This is a genomic window from Shewanella sp. SG41-3 (assembly GCF_014164545.1).
GTDB lineage: Bacteria > Pseudomonadota > Gammaproteobacteria > Enterobacterales > Shewanellaceae > Shewanella > Shewanella vesiculosa.
In genome coordinates this window covers 160,340-186,299 of the sequence record NZ_JACJFJ010000008.1, presented here as the reverse complement: position 1 = coordinate 186,299, position 25,960 = coordinate 160,340, and the positions used below count along the sequence as shown (strand labels likewise).

At 41.2% G+C, this 25,960-nt stretch carries 15 protein-coding genes; 11 read left to right on the top strand and 4 right to left on the bottom strand.

Features of this window, described 5'->3' with window-relative positions; all coding sequences use genetic code 11:
* The first annotated feature begins 3 nt into the window (after positions 1-3).
* On the top strand, positions 4-2,337 hold the full coding sequence (locus tag H5164_RS16100) for a carbohydrate binding family 9 domain-containing protein (protein ID WP_182757110.1): 2,334 nt from the start codon (positions 4-6) through the stop codon (positions 2,335-2,337).
* A 246-nt stretch (positions 2,338-2,583) separates the two neighbouring features.
* Here the strand turns inward: H5164_RS16100 and H5164_RS16095 are convergent, their stop codons facing one another.
* A complete protein-coding gene (locus H5164_RS16095) occupies positions 2,584-3,705 on the bottom strand; it encodes a beta-ketoacyl-ACP synthase III (protein WP_124016127.1) in 1,122 nt (373 codons plus the stop codon).
* Positions 3,706-4,103: 398 nt separating this feature from the next.
* On the opposite strand from H5164_RS16095, the gene cysK reads away from it, so the two are divergent.
* The 3 genes from cysK to H5164_RS16080 all read left to right on the top strand — a co-directional run bounded on the left by cysK (position 4,104) and on the right by H5164_RS16080 (position 9,887).
* Positions 4,104-5,069, top strand: a complete 966-nt coding sequence (cysK, locus tag H5164_RS16090; RefSeq protein WP_124016128.1) for a cysteine synthase A — start codon at positions 4,104-4,106, stop codon at positions 5,067-5,069.
* Between the two features lie 694 nt (positions 5,070-5,763).
* On the top strand, positions 5,764-8,631 hold the full coding sequence (locus H5164_RS16085; protein WP_182723474.1) for a TonB-dependent receptor domain-containing protein: 2,868 nt from the start codon (positions 5,764-5,766) through the stop codon (positions 8,629-8,631).
* Positions 8,632-8,996: 365 nt separating this feature from the next.
* Complete coding sequence (locus H5164_RS16080) at positions 8,997-9,887, top strand: LysR substrate-binding domain-containing protein (RefSeq protein WP_124016130.1); 891 nt, start codon at positions 8,997-8,999, stop codon at positions 9,885-9,887.
* A 238-nt stretch (positions 9,888-10,125) separates the two neighbouring features.
* Here the strand turns inward: H5164_RS16080 and H5164_RS16075 are convergent, their stop codons facing one another.
* A complete protein-coding gene (locus H5164_RS16075) occupies positions 10,126-10,461 on the bottom strand; it encodes a hypothetical protein (protein WP_182757082.1) in 336 nt (111 codons plus the stop codon).
* A 296-nt stretch (positions 10,462-10,757) separates the two neighbouring features.
* Between H5164_RS16075 and H5164_RS16070 the strand changes: the two genes are divergently transcribed.
* The 3 genes from H5164_RS16070 (at position 10,758) to pflA (ending at position 15,789) form a co-directional block, all read left to right on the top strand.
* Positions 10,758-12,290 (top strand): DUF3360 family protein, encoded by a 1,533-nt coding sequence (locus H5164_RS16070; protein WP_182757081.1) that lies wholly within the window; start codon positions 10,758-10,760, stop codon positions 12,288-12,290.
* Between the two features lie 401 nt (positions 12,291-12,691).
* Positions 12,692-14,974 (top strand): formate C-acetyltransferase, encoded by a 2,283-nt coding sequence (pflB, locus tag H5164_RS16065; RefSeq protein WP_124016133.1) that lies wholly within the window; start codon positions 12,692-12,694, stop codon positions 14,972-14,974.
* Between the two features lie 74 nt (positions 14,975-15,048).
* Positions 15,049-15,789, top strand: coding sequence for a pyruvate formate lyase 1-activating protein (gene pflA, locus H5164_RS16060; RefSeq protein ID WP_124016134.1), 741 nt, complete (start codon positions 15,049-15,051; stop codon positions 15,787-15,789).
* A gap of 53 nt (positions 15,790-15,842) precedes the next feature.
* Here pflA and yfbV read toward each other — a convergent pair whose 3' ends face one another.
* Complete coding sequence (yfbV, locus tag H5164_RS16055; RefSeq protein WP_182698518.1) at positions 15,843-16,280, bottom strand: terminus macrodomain insulation protein YfbV; 438 nt, start codon at positions 16,278-16,280, stop codon at positions 15,843-15,845.
* A gap of 227 nt (positions 16,281-16,507) precedes the next feature.
* Between yfbV and ackA the strand changes: the two genes are divergently transcribed.
* On the top strand, positions 16,508-17,710 hold the full coding sequence (ackA, locus tag H5164_RS16050) for an acetate kinase (protein WP_124016136.1): 1,203 nt from the start codon (positions 16,508-16,510) through the stop codon (positions 17,708-17,710).
* Between the two features lie 61 nt (positions 17,711-17,771).
* Entirely contained in the window at positions 17,772-19,919 is a 2,148-nt protein-coding gene (gene pta, locus H5164_RS16045; RefSeq protein WP_124016137.1) for a phosphate acetyltransferase, read from the top strand.
* A 243-nt stretch (positions 19,920-20,162) separates the two neighbouring features.
* On the opposite strand, the gene topA is transcribed toward pta, so the two are convergent.
* Positions 20,163-22,802, bottom strand: a complete 2,640-nt coding sequence (gene topA / locus H5164_RS16040) for a type I DNA topoisomerase (protein WP_182757080.1) — start codon at positions 22,800-22,802, stop codon at positions 20,163-20,165.
* 392 nt (positions 22,803-23,194) lie between these two features.
* Here topA and astB point away from each other — a divergent pair, with 392 nt between their 5' ends.
* Together astB and H5164_RS16030 are read left to right on the top strand one after the other, a co-directional pair.
* On the top strand, positions 23,195-24,529 hold the full coding sequence (gene astB / locus H5164_RS16035; protein ID WP_182698483.1) for an N-succinylarginine dihydrolase: 1,335 nt from the start codon (positions 23,195-23,197) through the stop codon (positions 24,527-24,529).
* Between the two features lie 310 nt (positions 24,530-24,839).
* Complete coding sequence (locus H5164_RS16030) at positions 24,840-25,742, top strand: hypothetical protein (protein ID WP_259396844.1); 903 nt, start codon at positions 24,840-24,842, stop codon at positions 25,740-25,742.
* Positions 25,743-25,960 lie beyond the last annotated feature (218 nt).

The window sequence follows — 25,960 nt, the reverse complement described above, 5'->3', positions numbered from 1 at the left end:
CAAATGAATAACCTTGCTTGCGGGTTAATGTTGAGCAGTTTTCTATCCTTCGCTGCACTTGCAGGTTCCAGCCAACAATTTCATCTCGACATTCCGACCATCAATGAAGATATAGTACTTGATGGCGACTTTAATGAAGCAGCATGGCAACAAGCCACTGAAGTGATGCTTAATTACGAAACTTCTCCTGGAGAAAACACTGCCGCGCCAGTCAGTACTAAGGTCAAGGTATATGCTTCAAACACCAGCCTATATTTTGCATTTACTGCCCAAGACCCTAATCCCGATAATATTCGAGTCAACTTACGTGACCGCGATAAATCCTGGGGCGATGACATGGTGGGGATTAAACTGGATACCTTCAACAATGCTCGTTTAGCGTATCAATTTTTTATTAATCCTTATGGCGTCCAAAGTGATTCCATTGAAAATGAACTCACAGGCCAAGAAAGTGATGCCTGGGACGGTATTTGGTATAGCGAAGGCAAGCTCACCGCGAACGGCTTTCAAGTTGAAGTGCAGCTGCCATTAAGATTATTTAATTTTGATGGTACTAATCCTATCCAAACCTGGGGCATTGAGCTGATCCGCTTTTACCCTCGCAATGAAACCCATCGTTTATCCACCCACCAAATTGACCGCAATGTGTCATGTCAGTTATGCCAATTAGGCACGGCATCAGGCCTAGCAGGTGCCACTCAAGGTAAAGATTTACAGCTCACACCATCGATTGTTGCTAACCAAAGTCAACAAAGAGATGTCGGTCAGTCCCAACCTTGGAATGATGAAAACAATGTTGATATTGGAGTTGATTTACGTTGGGGAATCACCCCGACTACATTGTTAAATGCCACCCTCAACCCTGACTTTTCTCAAGTAGAAGCCGATGCTGGCCAGCTTGATGTTAACAACACCTTTGCGCTGTTTTTTCCAGAAAAACGAGCCTTTTTTCTTGATAATAAAGATTACTTTGATACTCAACTGGATTTATTGCACACCCGTAATATTAGTTCGCCAGATTATGGCTTAAAACTCACGAGCAAAACCGACGACCATACATTTGCAATACTGGCAGCCAATGATGTCCAAAGTCAGTTTTTAGTGCCCGGTAATTTAAGCTCAGACATTGCCGTTATCGACGAGCCAAGCCATAACGTAGCAACCCGATATCGTTTCGATCCTAGTAAGCAATTTTCAGTCGGTGGTTTAGTGACGTTGAAGCAGGCTAATGAATACCATAACTATGTCGCTAGCGCCGACATCAAGTATCAACCGACAAAGCAAGATACATTGACGGCTCAATATGCCCACTCACAAACCGCCTATCCTGATGCGCTATTTAATCAATTTTGTGGCGGCGATAATTGTAGCCAAAGCCAACTTGATTGTGACCGAGGAGATTGTGCGATAAATGAGCGCGTGCTTCGTACTCGTAAAGACGGTGAATTTAGTGATGCTATGTACAGCATCACTTACAAGCATGAACGCCGTAATTGGTATGCCAACACACAATACCAATCTATTGGCCGCGATTTTAGGGCCGATTTGGGATTCATTGATAAAGTCGATGTGAGCAAGTTTGTTGCTGGCGGCGGCTATATTTGGTACCCAGAACATAACTTCTTCAGCAAAATAACATTTGGTGGCGACTGGGATATTAGCCATAGCCAAGATAATGAGCGTTTGGAACAAGAAACAGAAATGCTTGTTGAATTCGAAGGTGGTCTACAAAGCTATATCGCCTCAGGTATCGTACAACGTGAACGAGTGGGTCGGCGTCATAATCCAAGCATCATCAACATTGATGGCAATACCACCATGTTTGAAGAAACCTTAGGCTGGTTTTACACTAACTTCACTCCCATTGGTTCACTCAAACTCGAGCTGGATGTAAACTATGGCGATGATATTGATTTTGCCAACGATCGTCCGGCAACAATTACCATGTTCAATCCAGGTGTGGAATGGAAACTAACCGAATCTCTTGTGCTGGATATCTCGCATCGTTACCAAGTATTAGACGTTGACGATGGACGTTTATTTACAGCCAATCTCAGTGACGTTCGCCTAAATTGGCAGTTGACGCTAAACAGTTTTATCCGCCTTAGCAGTGTGTACACGCGTATAGAGCGCGATCCTGATTTATACCGCTACCAACGCCCTGATACACTTTATCAAGATATGGGTAATGAATTACTGTATGGCTATAAACTCAACCCACAAAGCGTATTCTATCTCGGTTACTCAGATGCCTTTATTGCTAATGATGACATTGATTCATTAACCCAAGACGAAAAGACCTACTTTATGAAAGTCAGCTACGCTTGGTTACTGTAAGCATTAATCACAAAACCGTGACGGGTAAACTAATGCGATAGATTTGTGCCATGGCGAAATACCCCAGCACCAAGCGAGTTGCTGTAGACGCAATAAGGCCGTTGATACTGAGTATCAACGGCCTTATTAATTGAAGATCTTATCCGCTCAAACGGCTCACTTAGCCATAGAACAAGAGCTACTTTTATTATATTGAATCAATCGACGCTAGCAAGGTAGGCATCTTAATGACGGCCTATCAGCCAATTAGCACTTCTCAAGTACAATACTACCAATAGAATAACCCGCACCAAATGAGCACAATAAACCTAAGTCACCGGTTTTAAAATCTTGATTAAATTTATGAAAAGCAATAACCGATCCCGCAGAAGCGGTATTGGCATACTCATCGAGTACTATTGGTGCTTTATCTGCTTCAACATTGTCACCGAGAAGCTTTTTCACCACAAACAAATTCATATTAATGTTGGCTTGATGCAACCATAAACGCTTAAATTCTTCAGGCTTTATTTGCTCATCAGTAAATTGGGCATCTAAATGCTGGTAAATCATCGGTAATAATTCTTTAAATACTTTACGACCTTGTTGATGAAACAATTTATCAGCCGTAGTAGCATTTTCAGGATCGCAACGATTTACAAAGCCAAAATTACTGCGAATATTACTAGAGTAATCAGTTAAACAACGCATAGACAATACGCTAAAGGCACGTTTTGAGGTCGATAACTCTTCGCGCTCAACCACAACTGCGGTAGCAACGTCACCGAAAATAAAATGACTGTCACGATCACGAAAATTGATTTGTGGTGAGGTTAATTCAGGATTGATGACCAATACTCTGTTTGCCGTACCACCACGAATCGCATTAACCGCATTCACAATCGCAAAAGTCGCTGATGAACAAGCCACAAGCATGTCATAAGCAAATCCTTTAGTGCCCATAGCTTGCTGGATCTCAATCGCAATAGCCGGGTAAGCCCGCTGTGTATAAGCACAAGCAACAATCACTAAATCAATGTCTTCAGCCGTTAGGTTTGCTTGCTCTAGGGCTTGTTTGGCTGCGTTAATCCCCATTTCAGCTTGCATAGATAATAATTCAGAAGACTTATCAGCAATTAATGGCATCATGATATCGGTATCGAGAATCCCCTCTTTCACCATCACATAACGGCTTTTTATCCCAGAGGCCTTTTCGATAAACTCACTTGAAGAGTACGCCATTGCAACCGTGGCTCCGGCTTCGATATCTGCTGCATTTTGCTGATTAAATAGGTCTACATAGCTGTTGTAACTGTTAACCAGTTCGTCGTTAGAGACACTGTAAGGTGGTGTGTATAAACCACTGCCTGAAATCACAACTTTATTCATTTTGCTCTACCATTTTTAGTGAATGAGTTAGCGAAAGTTCATCTGCGCCAGAGAGATCGACATCAATTCATCGATCTAATTTATTGAAAGGTTTACTCTCCCTTATCAATAAACCATGCTCGTCAATTGGGTAGCACGACATAGAAACATTTGCTGATTAACGCCATTCTAGTATTTTATGATTTATTCTTGGCATACTAAATTAAATTTATCTGATGGTCAGACCATTGAATGATGATAATTCGCCCCAAAAGCCTAATATAGCAGCATATAGAGGTTTTTTAGAATAAAGGTTTACACCTTAATAACTAAAAGGAATAAAGAAGAACAAATTATCACTTCTAAATCCTGCTAAGCAGATTATGATTAGACAATGCAACCATAGGAGCAAATAATCCATGAGCAAAATTTTCGAAGATAATTCATATACTTTAGGCAACACACCGCTAGTTCGTTTAAACCGCGTCAGCAATGGCAATGTGTTAGCAAAAGTAGAATCACGTAATCCTAGTTTCAGTATCAAATGCCGTATTGGCGCGAACATGATTTGGGATGCTGAAAAAAAAGGTCTACTCACTAAAGATATCGAGTTAATTGAACCTACATCTGGTAATACAGGTATTGCACTTGCTTATGTTGCTGCGGCGCGTGGTTACAAATTAACCTTAACGATGCCAAACACGATGAGCTTAGAACGTCGTAAGCTGCTTAAGGCATTAGGTGCTAACTTAGTGCTAACAGAAGGCGCTAAAGGTATGAAAGGTGCTATTGAGAAGGCAGAAGAAATTCGCCAATCAGCACCAGAAAAATATCTAATACTTGGCCAATTTGATAATCCTGCTAACCCAGCAATTCATGAACAAACCACAGGTCCAGAGATCTGGAATGATACTGATGGGGAAGTTGATGTATTTGTTGCAGGTGTAGGTACTGGCGGTACATTGACCGGTGTCAGTCGTTTCTTAAAAGCACAAGGTAAAACCATTACCTCTGTCGCTGTTGAGCCTGTTGACTCACCTGTTATTGCTCAAGCTTTAGCTGGACAGCCTATACAGCCCGGTCCACACAAAATTCAAGGTATCGGTGCTGGATTTATTCCTGGTAACTTAGATTTATCTCTTATTGATCGCGTAGAAGCCGTTACAAATGACGAGTCAATTGAAATGGCCCGTCGTTTAATGAAAGAAGAAGGTATCCTTGTAGGTATTTCTTCTGGTGCTGCTGTTGTTGCTGCTAACCGTATTGCAGCATTACCAGAATTTGCCGATAAAATGATTGTGGTTATTCTTCCATCTGCCGCAGAGCGATATTTATCAACAGCATTATTTGCTGGTGAATTTAGTGACAGTGAAAACGTGCAGTAATACCGGTTAGCTTAATTTAATCGTTAAGCGCTAAATTAACCCCAAAATGCCAGCAAATTGCTGGCATTTTTTATCGCAAATAATAATACCGCTCGCCTACTTGTCTGCTCTTGTGAGTTAGATATTACCGAATAAAAATTAACCACTAATCAACAACCGATTAAACAGGAATAACAAATCAAGATAACCGCATAAATACCACTTCAATTATCTTTCCTAGTAAGAAAATAATATCGCACGAGTCACTTAAGTTATTAATAGCGTTATTCATAACTCTATTAATGACTAATACTGCTTAGTCTAAAAAGGATTATTTACCCTATCATTTTCAGCGTCATTAAATAATTTCATCTTTTTTTACACCAACAAAAATTACAATCCTATAACAACCAGTAATTAAAACCCGCTCAACACCTCAATAAATAAACATATATTCAACAACAAACCAAAAACAACGAAACGAATTAGCATCAAACCACTCACAACCAAGTATTTCAGACACTGAATTGCTTATTTTGTGTTAATTAAAGATGTTTAATGTGTTAACGCATATTTAGGTAACATGCTGATTTATAAGTATTGTATTTTAATCTCATTATGGTTATATCCATATTGGTGTAATTTTGTTTCATTTTTATATTAAAAATGTTTAAAAAAATCATCACATAATAAAAAATAATTCTGGGAGAGATAAATGCAAGTAAATTCACAACTAGCCAATGCGATTCGCGTAGCGCTAATCGGTGGTGCGGCACTGTCTGCTGCAACTACTTTTAATACTTTTGCAGCAGAAGACACTGCTGCTGCACCGGTAGAAAGAATATCTGTAACGGGGTCACGTATTATTCGTGAAGGCGCTGTAGCACCAACACCGGTTACAGTAATTACTGGCGACGAGTTATTATCAACAGGTGTAACTAATATTGGTGAAGCGCTAAACCAATTACCTGCACTCGGTAATACCTACTCGCTAGCCAACTCTGGGCGATTTATTGGTACATCTGGTCTTAACTTGCTCGATTTAAGAAGCATGGGCACCGCCAGAACACTAGTATTAGTCGACGGTAAACGTCATGTATCAAGCTCTGCTGGTACATCCTCTGTTGATGTTAATACTATCCCAAGTGTTTGGATTGAAAGAGTTGAAGTGATTACCGGCGGTGCATCTGCTATTTATGGCGCTGATGCGGTAACTGGTGTAGTTAACTTTATTTTAAAGAAAGACATTAACGGTTTAGATGTATCAGCAACCAAAGGTTGGGCTGATGACAGCGGCCACAATAAGGATCGTTTTTCTTTATCTTATGGAACTGACTTCGCCCAAGGTGATGGTAATGTTGCCTTCGCAGTTGAATACAGTGCTCAAGAGCAACTTCGCGCCTTTGATCGCGATCAAACATCAACTTCATTTTCGAGTCTAGCAAATAAAAATCGTCCTACCGATAATAATGACCCATCAGATCCAGATAAAATATGGACACCTAATGCTGGTCATTACACCATTAGTAATGCGGGCACTTTCAATTTAGACGGTTGGAAAAGCTTTAATCCTGATGGCTCGTTAAGAGATGTCTATAGTGGTCAAAATGTTGATGGCATTCGTTGTGCTAATTGCGATGTAACCAACTTGAATCAATTTGTTGAGTTACAACCCGAATTTGAACGTTACAATATTAACTTCAAAGCAAACTACCAGCTTAATGATAACCATAACGTTTATTTTGAAGCTAAATACGTTAACAGCCAATCAACAGATGAAGGTCAACCGGCATTTTTCTTTGGCAACCCGGTTAACAATATTAAAATTGATAACGCTTTTATCAATCCTGAACTTGTTGCTTTAATGAAAGCAAACAAAGATAGCGATGGAAATGCTGCGCCATTAGACACTCTCAATATCCGTCGTTTTATGACGGACTTGGGTGCACGCATTGAAGATGATACTCGTGAAACCCAACGCTATGTTGTCGGTCTTGAAGGCATAGTATTTCAAGATTGGGATTACGACGCCTATGCGATATACGGTCAAACGGATTTAGAACGGGTTAATAAAAATAACTTAATCTATGATAATTATACCAACGCACTTGATTCAGTTTTAGAAAATGGTGTTGCGGTATGTCGAGATCAAGCCGCTAGAGATGCTGGCTGTGTGCCGGTTAACATCTTTGGTTTTGGCGCGCCAAGTCAAGATGCAATCAATTATATAAATACCACTTCAACAGGTACTTCAGTTATTAAGCAAACTGTACTTGGTGGCTCATTAACCAACTCGAGTTTATTTGAATTACCTGCCGGTTATGCAGGCTTCTCTACCGGTGTTGAATACCGTAAAGAAGAGAGCGAGATTTTTGAACCATCAAATGCGGCAGGTACTTTCTTTAATGCATTAGGTGAAGATAAAGGTGATTTTGATGTCAGTGAGGTTTTTGCTGAAATCACGCTACCATTATTAGCCGATTTACCTATGATGCGCCAATTAGATCTTGATCTTGCGATTCGTTTTGCCGATTACAGTACTATTGGCAATGCAACGACTTGGAAAACAGGTTTAAGCTGGGAGGTCGACGATCAACTACGCGTTCGTACAACATACTCTGAAGCCATGCGTGCGCCAAACATTAGTGAGTTGTATGGTGCAGAAAGCCAAACATTCTTCTCAGTAAATGATTCTTGCCGTGCTAAATACTTAAATGATTTAGAAGATCCAACTCAACGTCAGACAAATTGTGCCGCTTTAGGGATCCCAGCTGGCTTTGATGCAGACTACGACGATAAAACGCTTGAAGGATTAAGTGGTGGTAACCGCGAGCTAAAAGCAGAAGAATCGAAAAGTTTTACCCTAGGGATTGTCTATCAACCTGATTTTATCGATGGATTATCGATCACTACCGATTACTGGAATATTGAGATCGAAAACGCAATCAGTGCCGTTGGTGCTCAAGATATTATTGACCGTTGTGTCGATTCTAAAACTGGTGTGAATAACGAGTACTGTAGCTTAATTACTCGTGATCCAGCGAGCCATGAAATTACTCAAATTAGACAGTTCTCGTTAAACATTGCGTCGCTTGAAGCTGCTGGTATCGACTTTGATATTGGTTATAACTTTGAAGCCTTTAGTGGTGATGTTCGCACTAACCTTATTGCGACTCGCCTATTAAAACGTAAAGACTTTTCATTCCAGGATGAGCCAGATACATTTGAAGAACTTGCAGGCACTGCCGGTTATGCTAAATGGCAAGCAAACTGGAGTTTAGGTTATTCAATCGATAGCTGGGATATTAGCTGGAGAACACGCTTTGTTGAGGGTGTAAGCCTTTATACCGATAAAGAATTAGCCTTAAATGCGAATCCAAACAGCAACATGGAATTTGGTGATTACTTTATCAGTGATATGGCAGTTGCATATAACTTTAACTCAGGTATTACCTTGAAGTTTGGTATCGATAACGTATTTAACCGTGACTTGCCTTACGGCTATACAGGTACAGATACCACCAGCTCAGCTTACGATAACGTTGGTCGCTTCTTCCATACTACCGCTAGCTATAAGTTTTAAACATTGATCGCTTAGCTATTTACCTAACCACTAAGGTTAGATAGGTTAAACGGCATCTTAGGATGCCGTTTTTTTATTCGTTAATTCATTCAATTACAATCTGATGCCCATCAAAATTCAGGCAACGTCTTATAGAGATCGTAAACCTTTGTCTTGTTCACTTCGCCAGTTAATTTCATCATTTAGATTTAAGCATTGTAAAAGTGAACATTGTTAGATAGCAGGTATGGCGATTTTTCCAACGGATAAATAACCATTATTGAAGCAAGGCCACAAATTTTATAGTGTTAAGTATACCTAGGATCAAAAATAGCTGATCATGGAAACATTGTTTTATATCTTGTTTTTCACCAATAAGGGATCTCATGCATTATACGCTTAAGCAAATAGCCGTTTTCGATGCTGTTGCAAGTTTAGAGAGCGTTAGCGCAGCAGCCAAGAAACTGTCAATGAGTCAATCAGCGGTTAGCATGTCGTTAAGCCAACTCGAACATTTATTGGGCCGACCATTATTTATCCGCCAGGGAAATCGACTTATCTTGAGTCATTGGGGAAGATGGTTACGTCCAAGGGCCCAAAAACTACTGCAAGACGCACAACAAATCGCTCTGGGCCTTCACGATCAACATATTATTAGTGGCACAGTAAAACTGTGCGCGAGCCAAACCGCTGCGGAGCATTTATTACCCGCCTTGATCAGTAAAATTGATAACGATTTTCCAGAGCTCAGAATCGAAATTGCCGTTGAAAATAGCGACCATGTAGCACAAGAGGTACTCGATTATCAATTTGATTTAGGGGTTATTGAAGGTCGAATTGATGACAGTCGATTGCATCAAGAACCATGGATTGATGATCACCTAGTTGTTGTTGTCTCTCCGCACCACCCGTTTGCGCAAAACAAACGCACTAGCATCGCTCAACTTGAACAAGCCAAATGGGTTTTAAGAGAGCCAGGTGCTGGCACTCGGCGTATTTTTGATGCCGCCATCCATGGGGTAATTGTTAAATTAAATGTCTGGAAAGAATACGATCACGTCGGATTATTAAAAGCTTTAGTTAAAAATGGCGTGTATTTAAGCTGCTTGCCCTATTTGGATGTCGAACAAGATGTCGCCAATGGCGAATTAGTTGTGTTAACTACGCCTGAATTAAACTTAAAACGACATTTATCATTTATCTGGCGCCAAGATACTGGTGATAACCCACTCAGAGATTGCCTTATTGCAGAAGCAAAGTGTGTTACTCGCAGTTAAGCTTCATTATTGACCAAGAACTTGTACAACATATTTAGTGCCGGCTGTTAATCGGCATGGCCTCTATCTTCGCAGCTTAAACACCACACCATTAGCGCTAAGCGCAATAGTAACAGGTTATGCTCGCCTGCTTTGCTGCATCTATTTTGATACGACCGACTAACCTGCCTCATAACATCGCGCTGTGGCAGGCTAAGTTGGCGTAAACTCAGCTAACACATGTGGATTGTATTTAACGTCAACTCGAGTTAATTATTCCTGCTACAGTCATATTAACTAAAATAATATTGAGCTTTAAGCAACAGTAAGATTCGTCAGTATCATCAGTATCATCAGTATCAAGTTTCTCGATACTCAGTTTTACCTTCAAACGATTTGCATAAGCCGAGATAATTTTTATCTCAACAAAATTTTTTTGTCTAGTATTGATGCTATAACCTGCTTTGATATCAACTACGATTGAACGATGACGATACTTTGTATCAATTATATTGATGTGGCATGATATTTTTAACCGCAAAGGGCTAAGCGAGCTAACTTTTAGACTCATTTCTTCGTCTAATAATGCAGTCAACTTGTTATCCAGCTCTCACTTCCAACAAACAAAACATCAACTTTATTGATACCAAGTGATGCAATCAAATCACTATGCTAAAATTCGTGAGGTAAATTGGTCTTACCAAGAAAGACTTAAATAAGGACATCACTGTAATGCTTCACAAATGAAACATTACAGATGAGTAAAGTGATAAGAGCTATTAGCGGCTCTCTGGCAAGCAGCTCTTATGAATATCGCCATCACTTCAAGGGAACACACTTAAACTTCATCATTTGATGGATTAACCTGTTCTTTTCGGAGAATGAGAAATTATGTCAGAAACTGTCAGCAATTCAGAAAAACAAGCACAAGAAGCGAGCTATCGCGAACTTCACCGCCCTGCGAGTGAATTTGATACTCGCGATGCCTATTTAGAAAACGAACTAAAAATAATGAAACCAAGACGCTGGGGACTTAACCTCCCTGGGCGTGATTTTCGCTTTGAATGGGAAGACTTAGTTCCAGCTATCGCAGGAACCATTGGTATTACTGTGATGTATTCAGCAGTAATGGCTGCTTGGGCTGCTGGCTTAAGCGAAAAGTGGGACCACATCAATCTTGGCGCTGACTTTGCTATCCAAGTCGTGCGGGTAGAAATGCTCATCCCAGCTTTACTGTTCTGTATTATTAGCTCAGGTTTTATTAACCCAAGGGCAAACCTCGGCGGCAACCATGGACCAATGATCCCGTTAATTGGTACTATCGCACTCGCCGGTGCTCACCCTTTAGCCTTAGCAATTCTCATTGGTATATTTGGCTTAATTTTAAGTTATTTCAAAGGTGGCTCGAAACTGGTCAATCTCACCAGTAGCGGCGTGGCTGGCGGCTTATTAGTGTTCTTAGGCTTCATGGGAGCGAAAAGTCAAATAGGCTCGTTATTCGACTGGGCTGGCGGACTGCAAGCCAAGCATAGCTTGGACTACTCACTCGGTTATGTTGCCTTTGCCATATTGTTAATCAATGTGATCATTTATGCAGCATTAGCTAAATTTGGTAAACGCTGGTTAGCCATTCCTTTGTGTTCGATTGCAGCAGTCGCACTGGCATTTGCTTTTGGTGCAGGCTTAGATTTGCAGTTTACCACGGCGCCTGGGATTCCTAATTTAAACCCTGTGTATTGGTGGGGCTCAACTGAACACGGTTGGCAGTTAGGTTTACCTAATATGGCCCATTTTATTGCATCATTACCGTTTGCTATTCTTGCTGTTGCCATGTGGTCACCAGACTTCCTTGGTCATCGTATTTTCCAAGAATTAAATTACCCAAAAGGGGCTGAAAAAGTACTGATGGATGTCGATGACACCATGACCACCTGTTCAGTGAGACAGATCGTAGGTACAGCAGTAGGTGGCGGTAACATTACCTCCTCTTGGGGAACATATATGATCCCTGCAGCAATAGCCAAACGTCCTATTCCTGCTGGCGCAATCTTGCTTGGTAGCTTATGTATTATTGTCGCTGTCATTGGTTATCCTATGGATATCACAGTATGGCGCCCGGTTATGTCAATTGCGTTGTTAGTCGGTGTGTTCCTACCGTTACTGGAAGCCGGCTTACAGATGGTTAAAGACACCACCAGTAGCCAAGCTGCAGGGATCTGTATTTTTGCCTCATTTGTAGCCAATCCGGTATTAGCATGGGCATTAACCATGTTGCTTGATAACAACGGCTTAATTGGTGACAAAGAACGTCCTAAAACATTATCGTTTGCCGACCGTATCGTAATCCCAACACTAGCATTCGTGATTTGTTTAGCGGCGATGTTAGCAGTAGGCATGATTGAAGGTATCCCAGCCTTCTTATAATCGCGTTATGCTTGGTAATATCACTCTTAAAAGGCGAAATCGGCAACGATTTCGCTTTTTTATTGGCTAATATTAATGTGTGCTACTCTTAATTCTAAACAGATATGTTAGCCAGTTAACACTTTTGTTATTCAATTATCAAAAGCTGCCGATATCGTCATTTAGCTGTGCTATTATCAACTCATGGATAAATGGTCTTACCAATTAATTCATTGACTAAAACAATATCGATTAGCGTCATTATAAAAACCAGGCGGAACATTTCTGCCACCAATGTCGCAGAAGATGTTAACAGCTCAATCTAGCGAATGCGCCTAGATGACAGAATGTAAATACTCACGGATACCAGCTCGTGCTAATTGAGACAGTATCCGTTGAAAATCAACCAGAGGGTTAAGTAAATGACAGATAAAACCGAACTATTTGCCAACGCGTGGGAAGGTTTCGTAGCTGGCGATTGGAAAACAGAAGTTAATGTACGTGACTTTATCCAACAAAATTACACACCATATGAGGGTGATGAGTCATTCTTAACAGGTGCAACAGATGCAACATTAACTTTGTGGGACAAAGTTATGGAAGGCATCAAGCAAGAGAACCAAACTCATGCTCCTGTCGATTTCGATACTGAAATGGTCTCTACCATTACTTCTCATAATGCTGGTTACATTAATCAAGAGCTTGAAACTATTGTCGGTTTACAAACTGATGCACCATTAAAACGTGCCATGTTGCCTAATGGCGGCATTCGTATGGTTGAAGGTTCATGTAAAGCATATGGCCGTGAACTTAACAGCGATGTTAATTACATTTATTCTGAATTACGTAAAACCCACAACCAGGGTGTGTTTGATGTTTATACCCCTGAAATTATGGCTTGTCGTAAATCAGGTATATTAACGGGTTTACCTGATGCTTACGGCCGTGGTCGTATTATTGGTGATTACCGCCGCATTGCTTTATACGGTATTGATTACTTAATGAAAGATAAGTTTGCCCAATTCAGTTCACTGCAAGCGCAGTTTGAAGCAGGCGAAGACTTATCAAGTGTGATTCAATTACGTGAAGAAATTTCTGAGCAGCATCGTGCTTTAGGCCAAATGAAAGTGATGGCAGCTAAATACGGTTGTGATATTTCTGTACCGGCCAAAAATGCTAAAGAAGCCATTCAATGGACTTACTTTGGTTATCTTGCTGCAGTAAAAAGCCAAAATGGCGCAGCAATGTCACTGGGTCGTACTTCAACGTTCATTGATGCTTATATTGAACGTGACATTAAAAATGGTGTTCTTACTGAACAGCAAGCCCAAGAAATGGTTGACCATTTCGTAATGAAACTGCGTATGGTTCGTTTCCTTCGCACACCTGAATACGATGAACTATTCTCTGGCGACCCGATTTGGGCAACTGAGTCTATCGCAGGTATGGGTCTTGATGGCCGTACATTAGTCACAAAATCTAGCTTCCGTTTTTTACATACCTTGTACAACATGGGCCCAAGCCCAGAGCCAAACATTACCGTATTGTGGTCAACAAAATTACCACAAGGGTTTAAAAGCTACTGTGCAAAAGTATCGATTGACACCAGCTCAATTCAATATGAAAACGATGATTTAATGCGTCCAGACTTCGAATCTGACGATTACGCCATCGCCTGTTGTGTTAGCCCAATGATTGTGGGTAAACACATGCAGTTCTTTGGTGCTCGCGCTAACTTAGCCAAAACCATGTTATATGCCATTAACGGTGGTGTTGACGAAAAACTTAAAACTCAAATTGCTCCAAAAGCAGATCCAATCACTGCCGATGTACTTGAGTTTGATGATGTGATGTCTCGTCTTGACGGTTTAATGGACTGGCTTGCAACACAATATGTGTCTGCACTTAACGCCATTCACTATATGCACGACAAATACTCTTACGAGTCTGCGTTGATGGCATTACATGACCGCGATGTGCGCCGCACTATGGCTTGTGGTATTGCTGGTTTATCAATTGCTGCCGATTCATTGTCTGCAATTAAGTACGCTCAAGTTAAGCCTATCCGTGACGAAAATGGTATTGCCGTTGATTTTGATATCCAAGGTGACTATCCAAAATTTGGTAACAATGACGCTCGTGTAGATGACATTGCTTGCGATTTAGTTGAACGTTTTATGGCAAAAATTCGCGATAAGAAAATGTATCGTAATGCCATTCCAACTCAATCAATCTTAACCATCACTTCAAACGTGGTTTATGGTAAGAAAACCGGTAACACTCCAGACGGTCGTCGTTCAGGTGCACCATTTGCTCCAGGTGCAAACCCTATGCATGGTCGTGATGAAAATGGCGCAATTGCTTCATTAACATCAGTCGCCAAGCTACCATTTGCTCACGCACAAGATGGTGTTTCTTACACTTTCTCTATCGTGCCAAATGCATTAGGTAAAGATGACACAGGTCGTCGTACTAACTTAGCGTCATTAATGGATGGCTACTTCTTAAGCAAGCCAAATCGTGAAGGTGGTCAACACTTAAACGTTAACGTGATGAACCGTGAAATGTTAGAAGATGCGATTGTTCATCCGGATAAATATCCACAATTAACAATCCGTGTATCAGGTTACGCCGTTCGCTTTAATGCGCTCACTCCAGAGCAGCAACAAGACGTGATTACTCGTACATTTACTAAAAGTATGTAGTCTCTGCTAAAATTGGCTGTATCGATGTGTAACAAATTATCGATACAGCCTTTTTTATAGATATTTGAGGAATAATAATGACCTTAGGTCGCATTCATTCAGTGGAATCATTCGGAACCGTAGACGGTCCGGGGATCCGTTATATTACTTTTATGCAGGGCTGTCTTATGCGCTGCCAATATTGTCATAATCGTGATACGTGGGATTTGGATGGCGGCAAAGAAATATCTGTCGATGAAATAATGAAACAAGTTATTGCTTATCAACCCTTTTTAGACGCTAGCGGTGGTGGTATTACGGCCAGTGGTGGGGAAGCAATTTTACAAGCTCAATTTGTCAGTGAATTATTTAAAGCCTGCAAAGATCAGGGTGTCCACACCTGTTTAGACACTAACGGTTTTGTGCGCAAATACGAACCTGTGATTGATGAGTTACTCGACAATACCGATTTAGTATTACTTGATATAAAACAAATGGATGATGCTAAACACATCGAACTGACAAAAGTCAGTAACCATAGAACATTACAATTTGCTCAATATCTCGCTAAACGAAACATAAAAACCTGGATCCGATATGTCGTTGTCGCCGGATTTACCGAAGACGTAGAGTCGGCCATTGCATTAGCTGAGTTTATTAAACCGATGAATAATGTTGAGAAAGTTGAGCTACTGCCTTATCACCCGTTAGGTCAACATAAATGGCAAGCCTTTGGCGAAGCATATACCTTGGCTGATATTGCAGCGCCAAGTACTGAGACGATGCAAAAAATTCAACAAGTGTTTTTAGATCGAGGCATTAGCGCTACATTTTAGTCATAACAAAAATAAACCGACTTAAATGAGCAACAGATTATCAAGCAGATAGATTAGAGTTCTTCCCAGTAACTTTGATCCAAACGTTCAAAAGCCAATTTCAAGATGGCGGCCATGTCTGAATAACAGGCTCTGGCACCTAGGGGTTGGCAATAGATACCCATCTCGGTCAATTTAGCACTGAGTTGATTGCCCCACTCGAATAACGATAAAGGCAATGGGTGGCTCGCTCGCCAGCCTAACCATAATAAGCCTTGTAGTGGCAGGCTAATAAAAAAGAGCAGTGTTGTTAATGCTTGCGGTAAGTAATTCCAGCCCAAAACGTAGAGTTGGCTGGCCGCAACCACTAATGCCAAAATCGGCATGGCGATGATCGCTAACTGAGTCGCTTTGACGACACGGTACTCGGGGAAATAAAACCCGAGTTGCCTAACCATTGGCCAAGTCTTCATATAACGTTGACCGTCGCCAAGTAATTTAACCAGATTCATGTTCAATATACGGTTACCTTTACTGCCTAGGACATGAGTGAAACATTATCATAATACAGTGTCGTACCAAAAATGCACTGGCCGATTTGACACTTTAATGATTTAGCTTAATGTGCCAATCAGCAAAAGAACACCAAAGTGTAGCGTTTATGAATAATGTTCATAAACCTTAATCAAAATGGAATTTTACTATTTTATTTAGTTTCATTGACTTAAAAGGCGTTAACATGTCAGACAAATTAGTACTCGTGCTCAACTGCGGTAGCTCATCATTAAAATTTGCCATCATTGATGCTCAATCAGGCGATGATAAAATTTCTGGATTAGCTGAATGTTTTGGTTTAGAAGATTCACGCATTAAATGGAAATTTAATGGCGGTAAAAATGAAGCCAAATTAGGCGCCTTTACTGCACATCGCGAAGCAGTCGAATTCATCGTTAATAACATCTTGGCGGAACACCCAGAACTGGCGGCACAAATTAAGGCTATTGGCCATCGCATCGTTCACGGTGGTGAAAAATTTACCCGCTCTGTCATTATCACCCCTGAAGTCATCCAAGGCATCGAAGATTGTGCCTCACTAGCACCGCTGCATAACCCGGCCCATTTAATTGGTATTCGCGCAGCGATAGCGTCTTTTCCTCAGTTGCCACAAGTAACAGTGTTTGACACCGCATTTCATCAAACCATGCCTGAGAAAGCGTATATTTATGCCCTACCTTACAAATTGTATCGTGAACATAGTATTCGCCGTTATGGCATGCATGGAACTAGCCACTTTTACGTTTGCCGTGAAGCAGCCAAAGTATTAGGCAAAGATGTTAAAGACATCAATGTTATTTGTGCTCATCTAGGTAATGGCGCATCCGTTGCAGCCATTAAAGGCGGTAAAAGCGTCGACACTTCAATGGGTTTAACCCCGCTTGAAGGTTTAGTCATGGGCACCCGTTGTGGGGATTTAGACCCATCGATTATTTTTCATTTAGTCAAACAACTTGGCTATACCCTGGATGAAGTAAACAACCTACTGAATAAACAAAGTGGTTTACTGGGCATTTCAGAGCTTACTAATGATTGTCGTGGAATTGAAGAAGGTTATCATGATGGCCATAAAGGGGCCACGTTAGCCTTGGATATTTTCTGCTACCGTTTAGCTAAATATATTGCCTCTTACACTGTGCCATTAGGGCGTTTAGACGCCATCATTTTTACTGGCGGTATTGGCGAAAACTCGAATCTTATTCGTGAGAAAGTCCTTAATTTATTAGAAATATTTAACTTCAAAGTTGACGACATCTTGAATAAAGCTGCTCGTTTTGGCCAACAGGGTGTAATAACCCAAGCAGGTACCCCTATTGCTATGGTCATACCAACAAATGAAGAGTGGGTTATTGCCGAAGATGCCATTAAGCTGATCACAGCTAAGTAAAACCGCTATTAGGTTTATATTCGGTTAACTATCATGAACACTACGCACATAAGAGGTCGTCATGTCTCGTAATATTATGCTTATTCCAATTGGTATTGGAGTAGGATTAACATCGCTTAGTTTAGGTATGGTTCGCGCCCTAGAACGCAAAGGCGTTAAAGTGCAATTTTTTAAACCTATTGCACAAATTCGATCTGGTGATACAGGTCCTGAGCGTTCAACCACTATTTTAAGTACTTCTCCTACGGTTAATCCGTTAGAGCCTTTTTCAATGGAACACGCTGAAGCTTTAATCCGCTCAGAGCAAACTGATGTCCTATTGGAACAGATTATTGCCCGTGCGTCGGAATGCGCCAATAATACTGAAACCTTAGTGATTGAAGGCTTAGTGCCAACACGAAGTCACCCTTTTGCTGATGACATTAACTACGAAATTGCTAAAGCATTAGATGCAGATGTTATTTTCATCGCAACCCCAGGCAACGATACGCCTAATGGATTAATGAATCGCTTAGAGATCGCCTTTAACTCTTGGGGTGGGCAGAAAAATAAACGCTTAATTGGCGCTATCATCAATAAAATTGGTGCCCCCGTTGACAACGAAGGTCGTACACGTCCTGATTTATCAGAAGTCTTTGATGATAAAAACATGAACGCGGTTGATAGCTCGGGGATGTTCCAACTGCCGGGTAAAAGTCCACTGCGCATATTAGGTAGTGTGCCATATAATTTAGAGTTAATTGCCCCACGCGCATCTGATTTAGCTAAGCACTTAAATGCAAAAATCATTAATGCCGGTGAAATGCATACTCGTCGTATGCGCCGGGTGACATTTTGTGCTCGCAGTCTTCCAAACTTGGTCACTCACATCAAAACCAACTCACTTTTAGTGACTTCAGGCGATCGCTCTGACGTCATAGTCTCAGCGTGTTTAGCTGCAATGAATGGTGTGAAAATTGGTGCATTATTGCTGACTGGTGGCTATTCGCCTGAACCAGAAATCATGAACCTATGTGAGCAAGCATTTGAAACTGGCTTGCCAGTATTTTTAATTGATTCAAATACATGGCAGACATCGCTTAATATTCAACGCTTTGATCATGAAGTGCCTGTTGATGATGCTGTACGGGTCGAGAAAGTGCAAGAGTACGTTGCCAGCCATATCGACCAAACATGGATTGAAAGTGTTACTCAAGATTCTCCCCGTGAACACCGATTATCGCCACCAGCATTCCGTTATAAGTTAACTGAATTAGCCCGTGCTGCGCGTAAAACTATCGTGCTTCCGGAAGGTGAAGAACCGAGAACCGTTAAAGCGGCCTCGATTTGTGCTGAACGCGGTATCGCTCGCTGTGTGTTATTAGGTAACCGCGAAGAAATTTTACGCGTTGCATTGTTGCAAGACGTCGTTTTAGGTGATGGCATTGAGATCATTGAGCCTGAAACCGTGCGTGAAAAATACGTAGAACCAATGCTTAAATTACGTCGCAGCAAAGGCTTAACCGAAGTCGTCGCCCGTGAGCAACTTGAAGACAACATGGTGCTTGGTACTATGATGCTGGCACAAGATGAGGTCGATGGTATTGTGTCTGGCGCTGTTAATACCACAGCCCACACTATTCGCCCACCACTGCAATTGATTAAAACGGCACCGGGTTCTAGCTTAGTATCGTCAATTTTCTTCATGCTGATGCCTGATCAAGTGCTTGTTTATGGTGACTGTGCGATTAACCCAGATCCTAATCCTGAGCAGTTAGCCGATATTGCGATTCAGTCAGCGGAATCAGCTAAAGCCTTTGGTATTGAACCTCGCGTTGCGATGATCAGTTACTCAACGGGCACCTCTGGTACAGGTTCTGATGTGGATAAAGTCCGCGAAGCCACACGAATTGCTAAAGAAAAACGTCCAGATTTAATTATCGATGGCCCTTTGCAGTACGATGCCGCAGTGATGCCTAACGTCGCTCAATCTAAAGCGCCTAACAGCCCTGTTGCCGGCAAAGCTACTGTGTTTGTGTTCCCAGACTTAAATACTGGTAACACCACATACAAAGCCGTACAGCGGAGCGCGGATTTGATCAGTATCGGTCCTATGCTTCAAGGTATGCGTAAACCGGTTAACGATTTATCACGAGGTGCACTTGTCGATGATATTGTCTACACGATTGCATTAACCGCGATTCAAGCTGCGCAAAACAGTGCCAAATAATTTGCGATATTTCGGTTTAACACTGAGGTAATACGCAATACTTTATCACTAAAAAAGCACTGATTATTATCAGTGCTTTTTTGTGTCTGCTTGGCTAAATTAACTTGTTGGTCAGAGTCTAAACAACACGTTTTCCCAGCTATTCACTATACAAAAATGCAATAACCCCTATCTGGCGCAAACAAAAACGCTACCCAATCGGGTAGCGTTAATCAACAACGATGAAGTAACTAAAGCTAGAAACTATTTCTTGGCTTTTTTCTTAGTTGCTTCACTGACCCATTTACCGCCAATAAACTTAGAAGACCAACCGGTGGCTTTACCATCAACTTCAGTAGCAACATATTGCTCTTTGGTTTTACGGCTAAATTTAACCGAGGCTTTATTACCATCATCATCTTCTGTAGGTGCGTCAGCAAGATACGCATATTTAGGCCATAACAGATCACGATACTGAACTAACTCTTCCACTAATGGCGCACGTGTTTCACGCGATTTAGGGAAAGTACTTGCCGCTAAAAATATGCCAGCAGCACCATCACGAAGCACAAAATGCGCATCTGACTTAGTGCATTTTAATTCAGGTAGAAAAATAGGATCTTCTTTTGGTGGCGCAGCTTCGCCGCTTCTTAGCAACTTACGCGTATTTTTACACTCGCTGTTAGTGCAACCAAAATACTTACCAAATCGACCATTTTTCAGTTCCATATTATTGCCGCAACGATCGCACTCAATAATTGGACCTTCATAACCTTTAATCTTAAATTGCCCGGCTTCCACTTCGTAACCATCACATGAGGGGTTATTACCACAAACATGTAATTTACGCGTCTCATCAATCAGGTAACTGTCCATCGCTGTGCCACACTTGCCACAACGATGTTTAGCGCGTAACGCTTCCGTTTCACCATCTTCATTGTCGCTAACCGCTTCTTCACCTGGGGTTAAGTTAAGCGTGGTTTTGCAACGTTCTTTAGGCGGTAAAGCATAACCAGAACAGCCTAAAAACACACCAGTAGAACCGGTTCTGATCCCCATTGGACGGCCACAGGTAGGACACTTAATGTCGTCTGTTAATACCATCTCATTGGGGCGCATGCCGCCTTCATCTGGGTCTAACTCAGCCAACAATAATTGTTTGGTAAAGTCACCGTAAAAACCATCGAGTACTTTTTTCCAGTCAAGCTTACCTTGAGCAACATCATCTAATGTTTGCTCCATGCTTGCGGTAAAGTCGTAACTCATTAATTCTTTAAAACTGCCTACTAAACGTTCGCTAACTATCTCACCCATTTTTTCAGCAAAGAAACGGCGATTATCCACTTTGACGTAGCCGCGATCCTGAATGGTTGAAATAATTGTCGCATACGTTGACGGACGGCCAATACCACGTTTTTCGAGCTCTTTAACTAAAGAGGCTTCGCTGTAACGTGGCGCAGGCTTGGTAAAGTGCTGTTTAGGGGATAAGGTTTCAAGCACTAACTTGTCACCTTTTTCGACTACTGGCAGTGTTTTATCGTCTTCGTTTTTCTTACTCATCTGTGGTTGAACACTCGTCCAACCATCAAAGCGTAAGGTGCGACCACTGGCTTTTAATTCGTAATCACCCGCAGTTACCGTTAAACGTGTTGCGTCATACTGAGCAGGGGTCATTTGACACGACACGAATTGACGCCAAATGAGCTCATACAAGCGCTGAGCGTCTCTTTCCATATCGGTTAGGGATGCAGACTGCACAGCAACGTTCGACGGTCTAATCGCTTCATGCGCTTCTTGGGCACCTTCTTTACTACCATAACGGATAGGTTCAGCTGGTAAATACTTATCACCAAACTCAGAAGCAATCATTTCACGTAAATTTTCAACCGCTTCTTTACTTAAATTGGTTGAATCGGTACGCATATAGGTAATGTGGCCCGCTTCGTATAAACGCTGCGCCATCATCATGGTTTTCTTCACACCAAAACCTAGACGAGTACTCGCGGCTTGCTGCAATGTAGAGGTTATATAAGGTGCTGTTGGTTTGCTTGAGGTTGCTTTATCCTCACGCGCACTGACCACGTAAGACGCCCCACGCAATGCATCGACTGCCACTTTAGCTTGTGCTTCATTAATCGGCTCAAATGCAGCAGATTGATACTTCATCACCTGCATTTTCAAGCTTGCTGCGGTTGGCGTATTTAATTCAGCATGTATGTCCCAAAATTCTTCTGGAACAAATGCTTTAATCTCACTTTCACGTTCTACAACTAAGCGAACCGCAACCGATTGCACACGCCCAGCCGATAGACCACGAGCAACTTTTTTCCATAATAAAGGTGACACCATAAAGCCAACGACACGGTCTAAGAAACGACGTGCTTGTTGGGCGTTAACCATATTAGTGTCAAGTACAGACGGGTTACTAAATGCATCTTGAATCGCAGTTTTAGTAATTTCGTTAAACACAACTCGCTGATACCGTGAAGCATCACCACCAATGATCTCCTGCAAATGCCAGGCGATGGCTTCCCCTTCACGGTCCAAATCCGTTGCGAGATATATTTGATCAGCATCTTCTGCTAACGCTTTGAGTTCTTTAACAACTTTTTCTTTACCAGGCAGGATTTGATACTTAGCCGCCCAGCCTTTATCCGGGTTGACACCCATTCGCGCCACAAGCGCTTGTTTGTCTCTGATTAGCTTGTATTTAGCTTTTTCTTCAGGAGATAATTTCTTAACTTCTGCTGCGGTTTTAGTCACAGTTGTACCGTCAGAAGTAGACGAAGTTGGTAAGTCACGTATGTGACCTACACTCGACTTCACAATGAAGTCTTTACCAAGATATTTATTAATTGTCTTGGCTTTGGCCGGCGATTCGACAATAACTAGCGATTTACCCATAGTTTTATTTGCGCCAAAAAGTCTCGAAAAAAAGAAAATTGATTCCATATATAGAGGGTTGAGACAATAGTTTCAAGTTAATCCCTCTTTTACATGGCTAGTAAGTCATTTTTTAAGCAAAATTTATTCAATAATAAAAAATGCGAAAAATAATATGCGTTTTTTAAACGTAATTTTTCACTTAATGATACTTGCGAGCACCTTCAGTGCATTTTTAGTCATTTATACACATTTGTACAAATTAACCACACCTTGTTAACCCTTATAGCTTCAGTATACTGGGGTTAAATTAGCGTTAACTGTAGTCAGCAATCACGTTCCTTTTTTATAAGTAACACAAATAAGTGCAACAACAATAATAATTATTCACTAAAAACTCTCAAGGATCACGAATGAAGCATTTTGAAGCAAACTTTGATGGCTTGGTAGGACCAACCCATAACTATGCCGGATTATCATTTGGTAATGTAGCCTCATTTAGTAATGCGGCCCAAACCTCAAATCCCAAAGCGGCAGCTAAACAAGGTTTGCAAAAAGCCAAATCATTAGCAGACTTAGGAATGGTACAAGGGGTATTAGCCCCGCAAGAGCGTCCAGACCTTTATACACTGCGTCGAATTGGTTTTTCTGGGTCAGACGCTGAAGTTTTACAAAAAGCGGCTCAACAGGCTCCTGCGCTACTTAATGCTTGTTGCAGTGCATCAAGTATGTGGACTGCTAACGCGGCAACCGTATCCCCCAGTGCCGATACCCGGGACGGTAAAGTTCATTTCACGCCAGCTAACTTAGTCGACAAATTACACCGCAGCATTGAGCCTGTCACCACAGGCAATATTTTACAGGCAACATTTAACAACGATCGCCATTTTAAACATCACCAACATTTACCAGAACATGCAAGTTTTGGTGATGAAGGCGCCGCAAATCATACCCGCCTATGTGCTGAATACGGCCATGCTGGTGTTGAACTGTTTGTTTATGGACAATCGGCAACCAATCCTGATGCACCAAAACCGAAAAAATATCCCGCCCGTCAAACCTTAGAAGCATCACAAGCCGTTGCTCGTTTGCATCAGCTTGAAGATGAAAGTTGCGTGTTTATGCAGCAAAACCCTGATGTGATTGACCAAGGTGTATTCCACAACGATGTGATTTCTGTTGGTAATCAAAACGTCCTTTTTTATCATGAACAGGCGTTTTTACATACCGAAGCAAAATTTGATGAAATTCGCCGAAAAATGGATAGTGACATGCATTTTATCAAAGTGGCAACCAGCCAAGTGTCAATTGATGATGCGGTCAAAAGTTACCTGTTTAATACGCAGATCATTACCTTACCGTCTGGTGAAATGGCCATTATTGCACCGACAAACTGCCAAGAAAATCCCGCAGTTTTTGCTTACTTAAATGAACTGATAACCTTAGGCACGCCAATCAAACAGGTGCGTTATTTTGATGTGAAACAAAGTATGCAAAATGGTGGTGGGCCAGCTTGTTTACGTTTACGTGTGGCAATGAACCAACAAGAAGTTGCCGCAGTTAATCAAAACACCCTAATGAATGATAGCTTATTTACTCGTCTAAATACCTGGGTTGATAGGCATTATCGCGACCAATTAACGGTTCAAGATTTAGCCGACCCACAATTGATTATTGAATCGCGCACTGCGTTAGATGAGCTAACCCAAATTTTGAAACTAGGCAGTGTGTATCAGTTCCAAAAGTAAACTTAAACGGGGTCAATAAATGATAGCGGTATTTACAAAATCATAAACTTGACCCATCTCATATCAAACGAGTAATGTGTTTACCAAGCAAGAAACAATAACGTATCCAGCGCTAAGCTTTAGCAAGTTAAATTTTCCACACTAGCGGGCAAATAACGGTTTAATAAACGTTTTTTATCCCGCTTATAGGTTACTGATAAAAATAACAAAAAAGAGTAATTATTCCAGCTATTTTTTTATTGTTAACTATACTTTATTTATCATCAATCAATCACTAAATCGGCGCTGTATGAAAAGTCAGTTAATAAGGATGTTAACACTTGTAATCTTATGTTCATTCAATACCTCAAACGCCTCAGAAAATGCGTTAGAGTTTGAACACACCATAGTTAATTATAATGCCTCCGTTCAAGGTGTTGATCCTAAGCAAGCCTATTTTATTTCACTGTTAGCACTCGCTCTGGATAAAAGTGCTAGCCGCTACGGTACGTTTCAAATGCGTGCAGCCATGATTAATATGCCTCAAAGTCGCACCCTAAAAATGCTGGCCGAAAACAAAAATATCGATGTCGCGTGGAGCATGACAAGTATTGAACGGGAAGCACAGCTTCAAGCGGTCTATATCCCACTATTAAAAGGGCTTATGGGATATAGAATTGGGATTATACGCAAAGGCGACCAGCCACAATTTGATCAACTCACCAGCCTAGAAGACCTAAAAAAAATCCTTATGGGTCAAGGTTTAGATTGGCCTGATACCAATATTTTGAACAGCAATGGCTTTAATGTGGTCCCAGGACCAGAAAAGAGTTTAATTAGTATGTTGCTTAAAAATCGGTTTGATTATTATCCTCGTGCTCTTTTTGAACCTTGGCGCGACCTTGCTCGTCACAGTGAATTAGTAGTAGAAAAGAATATCTTAATACGCTACACAGCCCCGATTTATTTTTTTGTCAGTAAAGACAATCCTCGGTTAGCTGAACGAATTGAATATGGCTTACGAGTCGCCATCGATGACGGTAGCTTCAATGCCATGTTCTATAATCACCCCATCACCGATGGCATGCTCGAAAAATCCGAACTCGACAAACGTAAAGAATTTGTTCTGCATAATCCCTTGTTGTCAGAAAAAAGCGCCAGTCTTCTTGATGAGCCTAAATTATGGTTAACCATCAAAACAGCAACCTCTATTGCGGTACCACTTTACAAATAAACGCTCAACCTATGCGATGCCCATTGATGATACAGAGATTGCAGGTTTTATCAAAAATATTGATAATCAATAATTTACACTCAGCCACAACAGGTTTAGCACTACTGTAATCACCTTCTATTACTCACAAACCTAATTAAAAAGGTTTACATTCTTTTGCACAATAGAGGTTTAGAATCCGCAGATTAACCACCATATTAATGCGAATGGCAATAACA

Bases quoted from the DNA above. Each gene is read 5' to 3' on its own strand.
- pflB (WP_124016133.1), top strand. From the start codon at position 12,692: ATGACAGATAAAACCGAACTATTTGCCAACGCGTGGGAAGGTTTCGTA.
- H5164_RS16070 (WP_182757081.1), top strand. From the start codon at position 10,758: ATGTCAGAAACTGTCAGCAATTCAGAAAAACAAGCACAAGAAGCGAGC.
- yfbV (WP_182698518.1), bottom strand. From the start codon at position 16,280: ATGAATCTGGTTAAATTACTTGGCGACGGTCAACGTTATATGAAGACT.
- astB (WP_182698483.1), top strand. From the start codon at position 23,195: ATGAAGCATTTTGAAGCAAACTTTGATGGCTTGGTAGGACCAACCCAT.
- topA (WP_182757080.1), bottom strand. From the start codon at position 22,802: ATGGGTAAATCGCTAGTTATTGTCGAATCGCCGGCCAAAGCCAAGACA.
- pta (WP_124016137.1), top strand. From the start codon at position 17,772: ATGTCTCGTAATATTATGCTTATTCCAATTGGTATTGGAGTAGGATTA.
- H5164_RS16080 (WP_124016130.1), top strand. From the start codon at position 8,997: ATGCATTATACGCTTAAGCAAATAGCCGTTTTCGATGCTGTTGCAAGT.
- H5164_RS16095 (WP_124016127.1), bottom strand. From the start codon at position 3,705: ATGAATAAAGTTGTGATTTCAGGCAGTGGTTTATACACACCACCTTAC.
- H5164_RS16030 (WP_259396844.1), top strand. From the start codon at position 24,840: ATGTTAACACTTGTAATCTTATGTTCATTCAATACCTCAAACGCCTCA.
- ackA (WP_124016136.1), top strand. From the start codon at position 16,508: ATGTCAGACAAATTAGTACTCGTGCTCAACTGCGGTAGCTCATCATTA.
- H5164_RS16100 (WP_182757110.1), top strand. From the start codon at position 4: ATGAATAACCTTGCTTGCGGGTTAATGTTGAGCAGTTTTCTATCCTTC.
- cysK (WP_124016128.1), top strand. From the start codon at position 4,104: ATGAGCAAAATTTTCGAAGATAATTCATATACTTTAGGCAACACACCG.
- H5164_RS16085 (WP_182723474.1), top strand. From the start codon at position 5,764: ATGCAAGTAAATTCACAACTAGCCAATGCGATTCGCGTAGCGCTAATC.